This is a genomic window from Kutzneria sp. 744 (assembly GCF_000568255.1).
GTDB lineage: Bacteria > Actinomycetota > Actinomycetes > Mycobacteriales > Pseudonocardiaceae > Kutzneria.
On sequence record NZ_KK037166.1, the window covers coordinates 4042896 to 4057649 of the forward strand.

Below are 14754 nucleotides of genomic sequence, written 5' to 3' on the forward strand. Positions count from 1 at the left end.
CGCCCGCGATACGCGGGGCATGATGGCGGCATGACCAAGTACGGACTGTCCCTTCCGCAGGGCAGCGAAGCGGATCTCAGCCACGATGTCACGACCGTGGCCCGCGAGGCCGAGCGCCTGGGCTACGACAGCCTGTGGGTGTACGAGCGGGTGCTGTTTCCGGTGAAACCCAACGACGGCATGTACGGCGTGCCGGGACTGGCCTGGTCCGAGACCTACCAGTTCAACGCCGAGCCGCTGACGGTGCTGGCCGCGGCGGCCGCCGTGACGCAGACGGTCAAACTGGGCACCTGCCTGCTGGTCGCGCCGCTGCACCAGCCGGTGCGGCTGGCCCGGACGCTGGCGACCATCGACCAGCTCAGCGGCGGCCGGATGGTGGCCGGCTTCGGCTCCGGCTGGTCCTCGGACGAGTACCGTTCGCACGGCGCGGAGCTGCGGAACCGGGGCCGCGACCTCGAGGCCACCATCGACGCCTGCCGCACGCTCTGGGGACCGAACCCGGTGTCCTATCGGGACAGTAGGACCGTGGTGGACAACGCCTTCGTGACGCCGAAGCCGGTCGACAGCATCCCGATCCTGGTCGGCGGCGGCTCGGCCCCGGCCGCGCTGGACCGAATCGCCCGCAAGGCCGACGGCTGGATTCCCAGCGGCATGGGGGCCGAGGCGATCGGACAGACCTGGCAGCGCATCCGCGAGCTGGCCGACGGCCACGGCCGTGACGCCGACGCCCTGCGCCTGGTGCCGTTGATCCACGTCTACGTCGCCGACGCCGACATCTCCGGTGACCGCACGCCGTTCCAGGGCAGCCCGGCCCAGCTGGCCGAGGACGTCGCCGCCCTGACCGCCGTCGGCGCCGACGAGGTGATCCTGTACGTGGTCAACGGGAACACCGCCAGGGAGCTCGTGGACCGGGCCGGGGCTCTGGTCGAGCGGCTGCCGCGCTGATTTGATGAGGTACCTCAGCACTGCTACAGTGATGAGGTACCTCATCAATCGTGGAGGCGGCCATGAGCACGCGCCCTGTTGTCGTCATCACCGGGGCCACCAACGGCCTGGGCCGACTGGTCGCCCTCGACCTCGCGCAGCAAGGAGCGCGGCTGGCCGTGGTGGCCCGCGACCCGGACAAGGCCGCATCGTTGCGCCGGGAGACCGAGGCGGACGTCTTCATCGCGGATCTGGCTTCGCTGAGCGATGTCCGCCGGGTGGGCGCCGAGATCGCCGCGCGCTACGACCAGGTGGACGTGCTGGTCAACAATGCCGGCCTGCACGCCTTCGCCCAGCGCCGCACCGAAGACGGCGTCGCGGAGATGACGGCGGTCAACTACCTGGCGCCGTGGCTGCTCACGGCGACGTTGCGGGACAAGCTCACCGGCCGCGTCGTCAACGTCGCCTCCGAGGCGGCGCGGCAGGTGAAGACGCTGGATCCCCAGGCCGATCTCCTTGCCACCGAAGACTTCTCACGGCGCGAGTCCTTCGCCCGGTACGGCCGGACCAAGCTGATGGACATCATGTTCACGCAGGAGCTGAGCCGGCGACTGGCCGGCACCGACGTGACGGTCAACTGCTGCGACCCCGGTTTCAACACCAGCGGCCTCGGCCGCGAGCTGCCGCTCGCCGGACCGCTGGAGAAGGTTCTCAAGGCGCTGAGGATCGGCGATCCCCGTCGTGGCGCGGGAATCATCAGGAGCCTGTGCACGGACGACCGGTTCGCGACGACTACCGGCGGGTACTTCTCGCACCGTGACGCCAAACCGCTCGAATGCCCGGCCGCCGGACGCGGCGAGCAGATCCAGAAAGAACTCTGGGACGCCACCGCCGCCCTCGTCGGAATGGCGCTATAGCTCCTCTTCGAGCGCGTCCACCAGCTTGCCCAGGCGGGCCAGCCGTGTCGGCCCCAGGGCGCCGAAGATCTCCATGAGCGCCTCGTCGCCGGCGACCACACCGGCCGCGAGGCTGTCCACCCCGGCCGGCGTGAGGGCGACGAGCTTGGCCCGCTGGTCCTCGGGATCGGCGGTCCGGACGACCAGGCCGTCCCGCTCCAGCGCCTCGACCGCCTGGGTCACCGAGCGCGGGGCCTGGCCGAGGCTCTCGGCCAGCGACACCTGCCGCTGCGGGCCGGTCTCGTCGAGGATGCGCAGGATCTTCACCCGGGCCAGCGAAAGCCCGCCGGCGACCATCTTGTCGTCGACGAGCCGGCGCACCCGGTGCGCGAGGGACAGGTACCGCAGCCCCACCCGCACGGCCTCATCGCTCACCGCCGCCTCCATTCGTGAAGTACCTCACCAATAGCCTACTTGGTGAAGCCGATCACGGCGTAGTCGACGGGATTGCCGGCGAAGCCGACCACGCCGTAGTCGGCCACGGTGCTCCGCGTTGTTCAGCGTCAGCCTCACGCCCATGACGGCCGGCTGCTGCTGGAGGAGCTGGCCGCTGTCGGTGCTGGGCCGGCTGTTCGGCGCGAGGAACGTGAGGTCGAGCTCTTTGCCGTCCTTGACCCTGTACTGGCCGGACATCCGCCGGCCGTCGGCGTCCAGCCCGACACCGGCGGCCGGCGTCTCGTCCCGGTATGTCACCGAATCAGCTCGGCGGCCCGTTCGGCGATCCCGTACACCGGCGCGGCGGTGTTGCCGCTGGTGATGGTCGGCATGATCGAGGCGTCGACGACGCGCAGCCCGTCGAGGCCGTGCACGCGCAGTTCGGAGTCGACGACGGCGTCGTTGTCGGCGCCCATCCGGCAGGTGCCGACCGGGTGGTAGTAGGGATGGGTGCTGGCCAGGAGGTACTCCCGCACGGCGCGGTCGTCACGGGTGTCCGGCCCCGGTGTCACTTCGCGCTTGCGCCAAACGGAAAGCGCGGGCTGGCGGCCGATCTCGCGGCCCATCGCCAACCCGATGGCCATGGTGTCGAGGTCACGGGGATCGCGATAGTAGGCCGGATCGACGCTCGGGAGCGTGCGCGGATCCGCCGACCGCAGCCGCACCGTGCCACGTGAATACGGTGCCATCGCGGAGATTCCGATCGTGTAGCCGTGTTCGAGAACACCCTCGGGCACCAAGGGCACATCGAACGAGAATAACTGGAGATCGGGGAGATCGCCGGTGCTGGCGGCGAGGCCGATGATGTCGACATGCCCGTTGACCGCGGGCGGCGTCTCCTGGGCGGCCTCGTACACCAGGATGGTGACGACGTGGTCGTGCAGGTTCGAGCCGACACCGGGCCGGTCGGCCACCACGTCGATGTCGAGGTCGCGCAGATGCCCGGCCGGGCCGACTCCGGACAGCATCAGCAGGTGCGGCGAGCCGATCGCGCCCGCGGCCAGGATGATCTCCCGTTCGCAGCGGACCTGTCGGTCAATTCCGTTGGTACGAAAGGAGACCCCGACCGCGCGAGTGTCGTCGAAGAGGATCCGTCGAACCTGGGCGTCGGTGATGATCTCAAGGTTGGCTCGCTGCGCCGCCGGTGTGAGGTACGCGTCGGCGGAGCTGATCCGCCGGCCGCCGGCGATGGTGACGTCGGTGCGCCCGAAGCCGAACTCCGTGCCGCCGCTGATGTCCGCAGCGAGCGGATGACCGGCCTGGGCGCTGGCCTCCAGGAACGCCGTCGCCCATGGATGCGCCGGCGTCGCCGGGCCCACCGACAGCGCCCGCTCGGAGCGCCCGAAGTACGGGAGCAGGTCGTCGAAACCCCATCCCTTGACACCCCAGCGGTCGTAGGCCGAGCGGTGTCCGCGCGTGAACACCATCGCGTTGATCGCCGAGGAACCACCCAGCCCGCGGCCGCGAGGCAGATTCACCGGCGCGCCCGACAACTGCGGCACCGTCAGGTCGCCCCAGTCCGACGCCGTGTCCTGCAACAACGGCCAGGCCGGCGGAATCGCGCTTCGCGGATCGGGTTCGGCTGCCCCCGCCTCCATCAGCAGGACGCGGACGCCGGGATCCTCGCTCAGCCGCGCGGCGAGCACGCAGCCCGCGGTCCCGGCGCCGACGATGACAAAGTCGTGGTCGACCCCCATGGCGGGAAAGCTAGCAGGTGACGTCGGCTCCACCGGCGTGGCGACCCGATTGCCCGGCACGGATGCCTGTTCAGGCAAACCGAGCAGGCATCAGTCCAACGGCGGCCACACCGGGACGGGGGCGCAGCCGGAGGGGAAACGCACGTTCTTGGCCCGGACGATGTCGGGCAGCCCGTACCGGTGGTCGGCCGTGCCGACCAGCACCACCCGTGACCGGTCGAGGTCGGCGAGCCGGAGGCTGCGCTCGGCCACGGACGGCTCAGTCCTCGTCCAGCGTCCGGGAGAACTCCGCCACCATCTCCCGCAGCTGGGCCAGCTCGGCGGCACGAACGCTGCCGGCGGCGACGGTGATGGTGTCCAGCAGCCTGGGCTCGGGTCCGCCGCAGACGGGTCAGCCCGGCGAAGTCCTCCTGCTCACCGAGCCACCGCTGCGGGGACAGCAGCTCCTCGACGCCACCGGCGTCCATGGTCACTTCAACTGTCACGGTGAGTGACGCCAGCAAGCCGATTGGTGGCCCGGTCACCCGTACAGCCTGCTGTACCTGATTTCGGGTGCGCACGGGAATGACCTTCGCGGCCCGCGCTGGTGTGCTCAACCGGTGACAATCACCGAAAACATCCGCCGCCGGCCGCTGGTCTGGTTCTTCGTGCTGGCCAACGCGTTGAGCTGGGCGGCATGGGCGCCGTACATCCTGTCCGAGAACGGGTTGGGGCTACTGCACTTCCGGTTCCCGGAGCTGCTCGGCACGAGCCAGCTCGCCGGGGTCCTGCCGGGCGCCTACCTGGGGCCGATCTTCTCGGCGTATGTGGTCACGGCAGTGACCGACGGCCGGGCGGGGCTGCGCCTGTGGGTGGGGCGGCTGGCGAAGTGGCGGGTCAACTGGCGTTGGTACGTAGGCGTTGTGCTGGCGGTGCCGGCGGTGCTGACGGCGTCCACAGTGGCATTGTCGGAGCAGAACCCGATGCTGCCGGCGGTGGCGACGCTCGTGGCGTACGTGCCGGGCCTGGTGCTCCAGATGGTCACCACGGGTCTGGCCGAGGAGCCGGGCTGGCGCGACTTTGCCCTGCCCCGCCTGCAGAACCGGTTCGGGCCGCTCGGTGGCACGCTGATCCTCGGGCCGCTGTGGGGAGTCTGGCACCTGCCACTGTTCTTCTCGGACTGGGGCAACTGGCCGCACTGGACGCTGCTCACGCCGGTGGAGTTCGTGGCCACCTGCGTCACCTTCAGCATCATCATGACCTGGGTGTTCAACCGCACCGGGGAGAGCCTGCCGATCGCCATGCTGTTGCACACCAGCGTGAACAACTTCTTCTCGATCGCCTGGTCGCAGATGTTCCCGTCGATGTCGATCCAGGACACCTCGCACGCGTTCCTGCTCGGCTCCGGCACGATCGCGATCGTGCTGCTGGCGGCGACCCGCGGCCGCCTGGGTCACCGGGCGCCGGTCCTCGCCTTGAGGTAGCGCAGCACGGCCGTCACGCGCCGATCGGCACTGTCGGTCGGCGCGAGATCCAGTTTGGCGAAGATGCTGCGAATGTGCTTGTGCACGGCCCCGTCCGTGACGACCAGCCGCGCGGCGATGGCGCTGTTGCCCAGTCCCTCGGCCATGAGCGCCAGCACGTCCCGCTCCCGGGCGCTGAGCCGTTCCAACCGGTTGTCGGGGCGAACCATCAGCTGGGCAACGACTTCCGGGTCGATGGCGGTGCCGCCGCCGGCCACCCGGCGCAGCACGTCCAGGAACTCCTCGACCCGCCCGACCCGCTCCTTGAGCAGGTAGCCCAGCCCTGAGCCGCCCGTGGTGAACAGCTCGGTGGCGAAGGCCTGCTCCACGTACGCGGAGAGCACGAGCACCGCCAGGCCGGATTGCCGCCGCCGGGCCTCGACCGCCGCCACAATGCCTTCGTCGGTGTTGGTCGGCGGCATGCGAACGTCCACAATGGCCAGATCGGGCCCGTGTTCATCCACGGCGGCCAGGAAGTCCGGCGCGTTGGCCACGGTCGCCACGACATCGAGGCCCTCGGCCTTCAACAGCAGGGCCAGGCCCTCGCGCAGCAGCGAGTCGTCTTCGGCGATCACAATCCGCATGGCAGGCTCACAGTCAGAACGGTCGGTCCCCCAACGGGACTGGTCAACGCGAAGGCCCCGTCGTGCGCCTCGACCCGGCGGCGGATGCCCGACAGCCCCGAGCCGTCCTGCTCGCTGGCCCCGCCGGCGCCGTCGTCGGTCACCTCCACGCACAGCCGATTCTCCTGTCGGCGCAGGGAAATCGTCGCAGCGGTGGCCCGGCTGTGCCGGGCGACGTTGGTCAAGGCCTCGGCCACCACGAAGTACGCGGTCGCCTCCACGGAAACGGCGCAGCGGTCGGCCACATCGGCGTCGAGGCGACAGGTCACCGGGCAGGCGGCGGCCAACGACGTGAGGGCGTCGGGCAGGCTCCGGTCGGCCAGCACCGGCGGCAGGATGCTGCGCACGACCCCGCGCAACTCGGCCAGCGCCTGCTCGGCGGCGTCCTGCGCGCGGTCGAGAATCTCCTTGCTGACCAGCGGATCCCGATCCAACGCGCGCTGCGCGGCACCGATCAGCACGGTCACGGCGACCAGCCGGTTCTGGGTGCCGTCGTGCAGCGACCGCTCGATCCGCCTCAGCTCGGCGGCATGGGCGTCCAACGCCGCCGCGCGGGTGGCCGTCAGCTGGGCCACGCGTAGGGCCAGGTCGGCGCCACGATCCGGCGAGAGCAGGCGGATCCCCGGCCATGCCTGCAACCACGCCATCGGCGGCAGCACCACGATCGTGATCACCAGCGCCGCGAGCCCGATCAGGCACACCAGGAACGCGCCGGACCAGTCGGTGGCGGGAAAGAATCCCTGCGCCGGCATGGCCGCGGACGGCGGGACCAGCTGCCACCACAGCGGGAAAGAGGCGTCATGGAGGACGTCGATCGGCAGCGTCAACGCGGTGGCCCCGAGCAGAAAGCCGAGGGAGGCGTGGCAGAGCAGCCAGCCTAGCTCCCGGCGCAGGGCCGGATCCCGCAGTCCCCGCACCGGCCCCGGGCCGATGATCTCCGGCCCCCAGCGGGACAGCCGGGCGCGCTCCCGGTCGGCCACCGCCCGCACCATGCGCAGCGCGGTCGGCAGCAGCAGGAACCCGACCCCGACCAGGCACAATGCGACGGTCACGAGCAGCCACGCCAGCACCGCCACCGCGAACAGGGCCGTGCCGAGGCCGCCGGCGAGGTGTTCGAGCGCGTCCAGCACGGCACGGGCCCGGCCGACCACGTATCGGGTGGACATGCCCCGGACCCTAGCCACCCGCGCGGGCCGCAGCCACGCCGAGCACCCATAAGTACAGCCTGCTGTACCGCCGATTCTCCCGCCCGCTGGATCGTGCGTGGGGACGCCGATTCCTAGAGTCTTGGCATGACCAAAACCCGCCCCGTCCTCTGGGTCCTGCTGGCCGTCAGCGCCGTCGCCAACGTCGTGACGTCCGCTTCCGGCCAGAATGTCCTGCTCGGTATCGGTTTCGGGCTGGTGACGCTGGCCTTCGCCGCCGCCCTGGTGGCCGACCACTACCGACGTCGCCGCCAGGGCTGACGCCCGGCCGCCCTGACCCGCCGGACCCCGCCCCGCCAGCCCGCCCCGCCGCCTTGTCACACCCCACGCCCGACCAGCCCCGGGGCCCGGCCCGTCAGCCGGTTGACGCGCCCTGCCCGCCCTCGTACATTCCCCCTGTAAACGTTTTCACACCGCCGCCGCGCCAGACATCCGATGCGAGTGGAAGGTGCGGGCTGTGGCCAGAACGAGCCTAGCCAGACTTGTCGCCGGCGCGTGGCGGTCTTCGCCGTCATCGCCGGGACCGCGGGTCCGGCCTCGGCGGCGGACACGTTGCTGTCGCAGGGTAAAACCCGTCGTCGCCAGTTCCTCCGGGGGCTGCTGCCAGCCCGCGAACGCGGTCGACGGCAACACCACCACCCGGTGGGCCAGCGCGGCGAACGTCGACCCGTCGTGGATCTACGTCGACCTCGGCGCGACCTACGCCGTCAACCGGGTCCAGCTGACCTGGGACGCCTCGTGCGCCAAGGCGTACCGGATCGAGGTCTCCCCCGACACGACCAACTGGACGGCGATCTACACCACCACGTCCGGCAAGGGCGGCGTCGAGAACCTCACCGGCCTGTCCGGGACCGGCCGCTACGTCCGGGTCTACGGCACAGCGCGCTGTAGAACCGATGCCAGCAAGGGCTATTCGCTCGACGAGTTCCAGGTCTACGGCGCGGGCGGCGACACCGTTCCCCCAACCCCGCCCGGCGCACCGACCCTGGTGAGCAGCACCCCGACCAGCGCCGCCATCCAGTGGCCGGCCTCGACCGACAACGTGGCCGTCGCCGGCTACGACATCTACCACGACGGCCAGCTGTGCGCGCAGGTCACCGGTACGACCGGGACCTGCGACGGCCTGAGCCCCAGCACCACCTACGGCTTCTACGTCAACGCCCGCGACAGCGCCGGCAACGTCTCGCAGCCCAGCCCCACGCTGTCGGTCACCACGCAGCCGTCGGACGACCACATGCCGCCGACCGCGCCGACCAACGTGCACACCACGAGCGTCACCAGCACGAGCATCGGCCTGGCCTGGACCGCTTCCACGGACAACGTCGGCGTCACCGGCTACACGGTCTACAACGTCGTCAACGGTTCGCCGGTGGCGATCGGATCCTCCAGCGGCGCAACGCCCAGCGCGCAGCTGAGCGCCCTGACGCCGAACACGGCCTACCACCTCCAGGTCACCGCGTCCGACGGCAACAAGAACGCCAGCCCGCCCTCGGCCACCCTGGACGTGACGACGACGAGCGGCTCCTGCACCCAACCGATCTGCACCGTCACCCAGGTCGGGGCCAGCGACGACGTGGTGTGGGGCTTCGTCACGCTGCCGGACGGCACGATCCTGTTCAACGAGCGGGACGTGCACGACATCGTGCACCTGAACCCCAAGACCGGGGCCAAGAAGGTCATCGGCACCGTGCCCAACGTGCAGAGCACCGACGGCGAGGGCGGCCTGACCGGCCTGGAGATCAACCCGGCCAGCTTCGGCAGCGACCACTGGCTCTACATCATGCACACTTCCCCGTCCGACAACCGGATCGTGCGCATCAAGTACGACCCGAGCGCCGACGCGCTGCAGACCTCGACCGAGCAGATCCTGGTCTCCGGCATCGCGCGCAACAAGTTCCACAACGGCGGCCGGTTGCGCTTCAGCCCCGACGGCAAGTACCTCTACGCTGGCACCGGCGACGCCCAGAACGGCGACAACGCGCAGAACACCAGCAGCCTCAACGGAAAGGTGCTGCGGATCAGCCCGGACGGCAGCATCCCGGCCGACAATCCCTTCCACAACGCCGTGTGGAGCTACGGGCACCGCAACGTGCAGGGGCTGGCCTTCGACTCCCAGGGACGCCTGTGGGAGCAGGAGTTCGGCAACAGCATCATGGACGAGACCAACCTGATCGTGAAGGGCGGCAACTACGGCTGGCCCTCGTGCGAGGGAACGTCCGGCAGCTGCGGCAATGCCGGCTACCTCAAGCCCAAGCACACCTATCCCGTGGCTCAGGGCTCGTGCAGCGGCATCACCATCGTCCGTGACGTGCTCTACGTCGCCTGCGAGCGCGGCACCCGCCTCTACCGCGAGGTGATCAGCGGCGACAGCCTGACCAACGTGCAGGTGTTCTTCGACGGCACCTACGGCCGGCTGCGCACCGTCGAGCCCGCGCCCGACGGCGGCATCTGGCTGACCACGTCCAACAACGGGGACAAGGACAGCACCCCGCACAACAGCAACGACCAGATCTTCCACGTGTCACTGGCGCCGCCTTCGGCGTCGCGGCTCGGCCCCTTCTAAGCCACTGCCTCGCCCTTGCCGGATTTCGCCCGCCGCATCAGCTCGTGTGGATGCGCACGTTTGGTGGCGGCGGTCGAAATCCGGCAACCAGGCGAAGCAGCGGCGGGGCCGAGCGGTCACGAGCCGGCTTTCGGCCCCGCTGCTAGATTCACGTGCAATGCTCACCCGTCGCCTTACCACGGTGCTGGCCGCCACTTGTGCGGTCGCCTCCTCGAACATCTACCTGATCCAGCCGGTGCTCGGGCAGGTGGCCGCCGACCTGCGGATCGGCGAGGGCACGGCCGGCATCGTACCGACGGCCACGCAGCTCGGCTACGCGGCGGGCATCCTGCTGCTGGTGCCGCTGGGCGACATCCGCGACCGGCGGCCGCTGATCCTGACGCTGATGGCGGCGACGACGCTGGCACTGGCCGGGGCGGCGCTGGCACCGTCGGTCGGTTGGCTGGCGGCGGCCGGGTTCGCGATCGGCCTGCTGACGCCGATTCCGCAGCTGGTGCTGCCGCTGGGGGTGGCGCTGGCCGGCGGCGAACGCAGTGGTCACGTCGTCGGCATCCTCCAGGGCGGCCTGCTGGTCGGGCTGCTGGCGTCCCGGGCCTACGCCGGCGCGATCGGGCAATTGCTGGGCTGGCGGGCCATCTACTGGTGTTCGGTGGGCATGATGGTGATCGTCAGCCTCGTGCTGGTCATGATGTTGCCCAGCGCGCCGGCGCGGTCGTCCATGAGCTACCCGGCGGTGCTACGGTCGCTGCCGAGGCTGTTGCTGGGCAACAGGATCGTGCTCGGGGTGTGCGCGGCCGGCGTGGTCGTCGGGGTCGCCTTCGGCACGTTCTGGAACACGTTGTCCTTCGTGCTGCTGCACGATTTCGGCCTCGGGCCGGCGATCGTCGGCCTGTTCGGGCTGGTCGCCGCGGCCAGCGCGTTGACGTCACCGGTGGCCGGCCGGCTCACCGACCGCTTCGGGCCTCGGCTCGGCCAGTTCACGTTGGTGGGCCTGGTGTTGCTGGCCTGGGTCGCGCTGTCCATCGGGCAGGAGTGGATCGGCTGGTTCGTGATCGGCACGGTGCTGCTGGACGTCGGCGTGTGGGGCAACCAGGTGGTGAACCAGGCCGTTCTGTTCGGTTTGGACAGTGCGCACCACAACCGGTTGAACACCTTGTACTTCTTCACCCGGTTCCTCGGCATCGCCGCCGGATCCGCGTTCGGGGCCCAGCTCTGGGACGCGTGGGGCTGGTACGCGGTGGCGGCCCTCGGACTGACGGCCTCGCTCATCGGCCTGCCGGCCGCCGTGCTGGCAGCGCCGAAGTCACAGCGCCAGCACGCGGGATAGCCGCTCCTGCCACCACTTCAGCCTGTCGCCGGTCAACGCGAACTCCTCCAACAGCTCGGGATCCGGCGTCGGCGCCTGCGTCGTCACCGGCAGGAATCCGTCCACGACCTGGAAGGAATCCCGCACGAGGTCGCCCGTGAGCAGGGACAACGTTCCCAGCCCGCAAGCGAAATCCAGCTCCGGCAGCGCACCGGCCAGGGCCAGCTGCGCGGCCAGGCCGACGCTCGTCTCCAACGCCGAGGACACCACCACCGGCAGGCCGGCCGCCTCGGCCACCCGCATCGACCGCCGCACCCCGCCCAGCGGCGTGCACTTGATCACCGCCACGTCGGCCGCCCCGGCCACCGCCACCTTCAGCGGATCCTCGGCCCGGCGGATCGACTCGTCGGCCGCGATGCGCACGTCCACCTTGCGCCGCACCGCCGCCAGCTCCTCGATCGTGCGGCACGGCTGCTCCACGTACTCCAGCCCGCCGGCCGCCCGCTCCAGCCGGCGGATGTGCGCGACGGCGGTGTCCACGTCCCACACCGCGTTGGCGTCGATGCGAATGCTCCCGGCGGGCCCGAGGGCGTCGCGGACCGCCGCCAGCCGCTCGATGTCCTCGCCCAGCGACGCCGGGTGGTCGGCCACCTTCACCTTGGCCGTGCCGCACCCCGACTCCGCCACGATCTCGTACGCGCGAGCCGGCTCCACCACCGGCACCGTGCAGTTGATCGGGATCCGGTCCCGCACCGGCGCCGGCCAGCCCTCGGTGCACTGCTCCACCGCCGTGGCCAACCAGGTCGCGGCCACGGCGTCGTCGTAGTCGTCGAACGGGCAGAACTCGCCCCAGCCGTTCGGGCCGCGCAGCACCGCGCCTTCCCGCACGGTGATGCCCCGGAACCGGGTCGTCATCGGGATGGCGAAAAACCGCACGTCGTCGAAGGCAGGCACGGTGCCACCCTAGATCCCCCATGATGAAAACCCGTGACAAAAGTCGTACACCAACTGCTGGCATTTCTCGTCGCCTAATCCCTCCAATGTGAAGTACCTGTTACACCACAGGCCTGCTGTTATTGTTTATGTGGAGTCTAGCTTGGGTGATCAGAGCACCTTACCCTAGGCATAACGGCACCCGGTCCGGGCCGGTTCTCGGCAGCGGGTCCCGCTCAGAGCCCGATCCCGATCCCGATGCCGATCCCGAGCCCGCCGATGCCGTCGTTCCAGCCCCACCAGTCGTCGTCGCACTGGTAGTGGTGGTGCTGCGTCCAGCAGTCGCCGTCGCCGGGGTGGTCGACGGGGGGCGGCCGAGGCCGGCGCGGCGGCCAGGGCGACCATCGCGAACAGACTGGCGCCGAGCAAGGCGATGCGCTTCATGTCTCCTCCTGGATGTCGATCCGCCTCTGTCAGAACAGGCGTTGCCGTCAAGCGACACGCCGAACCCTCCGCGACACGATGGTGTGAAAACGGAGGCCCGAGCATCAATCATGTTTGCCGGCCGTTCGACCGCGCGGCCAGCCCTTCGGCCGGCGATGGCGTCGACATCACGACGGACGGTGTCGGACGACAACCGGAATGGGTGTCCGCCGGATTCCGCGAAAAGGGCCCGTCCTATGATCAACCGGTGACCGCATACACCGATTTCGACCCGTTCCAGGACATGGACGTGGAGTCGCTCCCCGAGCGGCAGGTGAAGATCCTGGCCACGATCAAGGAGTGGGTGGTCGAGTACGGCTATGCGCCGAGCACGCGCGAGATCGCGGACCGCGTCGGCCTGAAGTCCAACTCTTCGGTCTCCAAGCACCTCGCCGCCCTTGAGGAAAAGGGCTACCTGCGGCGCAGCGCCTCGGTGTCGCGCCCGATCGACGTGCGGGACTTCCTGCGCGGCAACGGCCGCAGCCGCGAGCACGGCGACGGCGCCGTCAGCGTTCCCGTGGTCGGCGACATCGCCGCCGGTATTCCCATCACGGCCGAGGAACACGTCGACGACATTCTGACCCTGCCTCGGGAACTGACCGGCCGCGGCACGGTATTCGGCCTGCGGGTCCGCGGCGACTCGATGGTCGACGCCGCGATCTGCGACGGCGACATCGTCGTCATCCGCAAGCAGCAGGAGGCCCATTCGGGGCAGATCGTGGCCGCCATGATCGACGGTGAAGCCACGGTGAAGGTTTACCGGAAGCAAAACGGGCACGTGTATCTGGAACCGCGGAATCCGGCCTACAGCGTGATCGACGGCGACCGCGCGGAAGTGCTCGGCGTGGTGGCGACGGTGCTGCGCTCCGTTTAGCGGCCGGGCCCCTGGCCGTAATCGAGCAGGGCGCCCTGATCGTCGAACGCCGACAGCTGCACCACGCTGGCCTGCGTGATGCCCTCGGCGTCGTACTTGGGCAGCGCCCAGAACATGGTGACGTTCAGCTCGGGCACCCGCTGTCCGTCCACCGGCAGCGGGGTGCCCGCGTACACGGACTTGAAATGCTGCACCGGCCCGACGAAAAAGCCGAACAGCGGCACATAGCTGCCCGGGTGGCCGGTGGTGACGCTGTGGAATCCGTTGCCGGCGAGATCGGCGTCGACGGTGAGCGTGGGCGTGAGCTTGCCGTCGGCCGCCTTGTGGGCCAGGACCAGCTGGTACTTGGCGGATCCGGTGGCGTCGCGGACGTGCGCGAAGAACAACACCGCGCGGCCTTCGGCGTCCGCGATGCCCGTGTCGACCACCGTGCCCATCGGCACCACATCGGTGGTCACGGTGTGCGGTGCGGACACGGTGACGGTGTTGTGGTCCTGGGCATCCCGGAAGATCTGGACACCGAGCACGCTGCCGGCCACGGCCATGAACGCCACGATCATGGCGGCCCCGGTCAGCAGGCGCCGGCGGGCCCGGCGGCGACCGCCGATCCGCATCACCCGCGCCACGTCGACGGGGGCGAAGCACTGGTCCGGCGGCTCGGCCATGGCCTCCCGGAGGCGGTCGACGTCGTTCATGAGACACGCTCCATGAGCGCCTCGGACATGCGCATCTTGGCCAGCGCCCGCGACGCCGTGCTCTTCACCGTGCCGACCGAGACCTTCAGCTCGACGGCGACGTCGGCCTCGGACAGGTCCCAGAAGTGCCTCAGCACGACGATGGTCCGTTCCCGCGGCGACAGCAGGGCCAGGGCCCGCAGCAGCCACTCCTGGGTCGCGACGCCGTCGGCCAGGTCGGGGATCGGCCGTTCGGGCAGCTCTTCGGTGGCGTCCTCCCGGATGGGCCGCCGCCAGCGGTCGATGACCATGTTGGCCAGCACCTTGCGGGCGTAGGCGAACGGGTCCTGCCGGCGGATCCGGGGCCACGCCGTGTACACCCGCACCAGCACCGTCTGCACGTCGTCCTCGGCCTGGTGGCGGTCCCCGGTCAGCAGGTACGCCGCGTGCTGGAGGCGCGCGGAGCTGGCCCGCACGAACTCCACGAACTCGACGTCACCTCTGGCCATGACTGCTCCGACGCCGGGCGGCCGCGCGGGGTTGCCTCAACCTTTTGGCGCACTCGCCCGTCGAGACCGT

The 14754-nt window shown here is 70.1% G+C and carries 16 protein-coding genes; 7 read left to right on the plus strand and 9 right to left on the minus strand.

Going from position 1 to position 14754, the window contains the following annotated elements:
- The first annotated feature begins 30 nt into the window (after positions 1-30).
- Both KUTG_RS18080 and KUTG_RS18085 read left to right on the plus strand, forming a co-directional pair.
- The gene (locus KUTG_RS18080; RefSeq protein WP_043718348.1) at positions 31-945 is read left to right on the plus strand and encodes a TIGR03619 family F420-dependent LLM class oxidoreductase; all 915 of its coding nucleotides are present in this window, start codon (positions 31-33) and stop codon (positions 943-945) included.
- Positions 946-1007: 62 nt separating this feature from the next.
- A complete protein-coding gene (locus KUTG_RS18085) occupies positions 1008-1841 on the plus strand; it encodes an SDR family NAD(P)-dependent oxidoreductase (RefSeq protein WP_043729763.1) in 834 nt (277 codons plus the stop codon).
- Here the strand turns inward: KUTG_RS18085 and KUTG_RS18090 are convergent.
- The 4 genes from KUTG_RS18090 to KUTG_RS58600 all read right to left on the minus strand — a co-directional run bounded on the left by KUTG_RS18090 (position 1836) and on the right by KUTG_RS58600 (position 4264).
- Complete coding sequence (locus tag KUTG_RS18090; protein WP_198047217.1) at positions 1836-2255, minus strand: MarR family winged helix-turn-helix transcriptional regulator; 420 nt, start codon at positions 2253-2255, stop codon at positions 1836-1838. The genes KUTG_RS18085 and KUTG_RS18090 overlap by 6 nt on opposite strands.
- Positions 2256-2279: 24 nt before the next feature.
- Entirely contained in the window at positions 2280-2573 is a 294-nt protein-coding gene (locus KUTG_RS18095) for a hypothetical protein (protein ID WP_043718350.1), read from the minus strand.
- Positions 2570-4012 (minus strand): GMC family oxidoreductase, encoded by a 1443-nt coding sequence (locus KUTG_RS18100; RefSeq protein WP_043718353.1) that lies wholly within the window; start codon positions 4010-4012, stop codon positions 2570-2572. Before KUTG_RS18100 ends, KUTG_RS18095 begins: the two co-directional genes overlap by 4 nt.
- 90 nt (positions 4013-4102) lie before the next feature.
- Complete coding sequence (locus tag KUTG_RS58600; protein WP_157494609.1) at positions 4103-4264, minus strand: hypothetical protein; 162 nt, start codon at positions 4262-4264, stop codon at positions 4103-4105.
- A 347-nt stretch (positions 4265-4611) separates the two neighbouring features.
- On the opposite strand from KUTG_RS58600, the gene KUTG_RS18105 reads away from it, so the two are divergent.
- Positions 4612-5475: a CPBP family intramembrane glutamic endopeptidase gene (locus KUTG_RS18105; protein ID WP_043718355.1), complete on the plus strand. Its 864-nt coding sequence runs from the start codon at positions 4612-4614 to the stop codon at positions 5473-5475.
- On the opposite strand, the gene KUTG_RS18110 is transcribed toward KUTG_RS18105, so the two are convergent.
- Positions 5445-6098, minus strand: coding sequence for a response regulator (locus KUTG_RS18110; protein ID WP_043718357.1), 654 nt, complete (start codon positions 6096-6098; stop codon positions 5445-5447). The genes KUTG_RS18105 and KUTG_RS18110 overlap by 31 nt on opposite strands.
- Positions 6086-7303, minus strand: a complete 1218-nt coding sequence (locus KUTG_RS18115; protein WP_043718359.1) for a sensor histidine kinase — start codon at positions 7301-7303, stop codon at positions 6086-6088. The genes KUTG_RS18110 and KUTG_RS18115 overlap by 13 nt, the downstream gene beginning before the upstream one ends.
- A gap of 126 nt (positions 7304-7429) precedes the next feature.
- On the opposite strand from KUTG_RS18115, the gene KUTG_RS61390 reads away from it, so the two are divergent.
- The 3 genes from KUTG_RS61390 (at position 7430) to KUTG_RS18125 (ending at position 11232) form a co-directional block, all read left to right on the plus strand.
- Positions 7430-7603: a hypothetical protein gene (locus KUTG_RS61390; RefSeq protein WP_198047218.1), complete on the plus strand. Its 174-nt coding sequence runs from the start codon at positions 7430-7432 to the stop codon at positions 7601-7603.
- Positions 7604-7799: 196 nt separating this feature from the next.
- Positions 7800-9905 (plus strand): PQQ-dependent sugar dehydrogenase, encoded by a 2106-nt coding sequence (locus tag KUTG_RS18120; protein ID WP_198047219.1) that lies wholly within the window; start codon positions 7800-7802, stop codon positions 9903-9905.
- 157 nt (positions 9906-10062) lie between these two features.
- Positions 10063-11232 (plus strand): MFS transporter, encoded by a 1170-nt coding sequence (locus KUTG_RS18125; RefSeq protein WP_052394835.1) that lies wholly within the window; start codon positions 10063-10065, stop codon positions 11230-11232.
- Here the strand turns inward: KUTG_RS18125 and KUTG_RS18130 are convergent.
- Positions 11209-12126 carry an o-succinylbenzoate synthase gene (locus KUTG_RS18130; protein ID WP_052396611.1) on the minus strand — a complete coding sequence of 306 codons (918 nt, stop codon included), beginning with the start codon at positions 12124-12126 and terminating at the stop codon, positions 11209-11211. The genes KUTG_RS18125 and KUTG_RS18130 overlap by 24 nt on opposite strands.
- 709 nt (positions 12127-12835) lie before the next feature.
- Between KUTG_RS18130 and lexA the strand changes: the two genes are divergently transcribed.
- Entirely contained in the window at positions 12836-13501 is a 666-nt protein-coding gene (gene lexA, locus KUTG_RS18135; protein ID WP_043718362.1) for a transcriptional repressor LexA, read from the plus strand.
- On the opposite strand, the gene KUTG_RS53575 is transcribed toward lexA, so the two are convergent.
- Positions 13498-14196 (minus strand): hypothetical protein, encoded by a 699-nt coding sequence (locus KUTG_RS53575; RefSeq protein WP_052394837.1) that lies wholly within the window; start codon positions 14194-14196, stop codon positions 13498-13500. The two genes, lexA and KUTG_RS53575, sit on opposite strands and share 4 nt — an antisense overlap.
- Entirely contained in the window at positions 14193-14684 is a 492-nt protein-coding gene (locus KUTG_RS18145; protein ID WP_043718363.1) for a SigE family RNA polymerase sigma factor, read from the minus strand. The genes KUTG_RS53575 and KUTG_RS18145 overlap by 4 nt, the downstream gene beginning before the upstream one ends.
- Positions 14685-14754 lie beyond the last annotated feature (70 nt).

Bases quoted from the DNA above. Each gene is read 5' to 3' on its own strand.
- KUTG_RS18080 (WP_043718348.1), top strand. From the start codon at position 31: ATGACCAAGTACGGACTGTCCCTTCCGCAGGGCAGCGAAGCGGATCTC.
- KUTG_RS18085 (WP_043729763.1), top strand. From the start codon at position 1,008: ATGAGCACGCGCCCTGTTGTCGTCATCACCGGGGCCACCAACGGCCTG.
- KUTG_RS18100 (WP_043718353.1), bottom strand. From the start codon at position 4,012: ATGGGGGTCGACCACGACTTTGTCATCGTCGGCGCCGGGACCGCGGGC.
- KUTG_RS18110 (WP_043718357.1), bottom strand. From the start codon at position 6,098: ATGCGGATTGTGATCGCCGAAGACGACTCGCTGCTGCGCGAGGGCCTG.
- KUTG_RS18115 (WP_043718359.1), bottom strand. From the start codon at position 7,303: ATGTCCACCCGATACGTGGTCGGCCGGGCCCGTGCCGTGCTGGACGCG.
- KUTG_RS61390 (WP_198047218.1), top strand. From the start codon at position 7,430: ATGACCAAAACCCGCCCCGTCCTCTGGGTCCTGCTGGCCGTCAGCGCC.
- KUTG_RS18125 (WP_052394835.1), top strand. From the start codon at position 10,063: ATGCTCACCCGTCGCCTTACCACGGTGCTGGCCGCCACTTGTGCGGTC.
- KUTG_RS18130 (WP_052396611.1), bottom strand. From the start codon at position 12,126: ATGACGACCCGGTTCCGGGGCATCACCGTGCGGGAAGGCGCGGTGCTG.
- KUTG_RS53575 (WP_052394837.1), bottom strand. From the start codon at position 14,196: ATGAACGACGTCGACCGCCTCCGGGAGGCCATGGCCGAGCCGCCGGAC.
- KUTG_RS18145 (WP_043718363.1), bottom strand. From the start codon at position 14,684: ATGGCCAGAGGTGACGTCGAGTTCGTGGAGTTCGTGCGGGCCAGCTCC.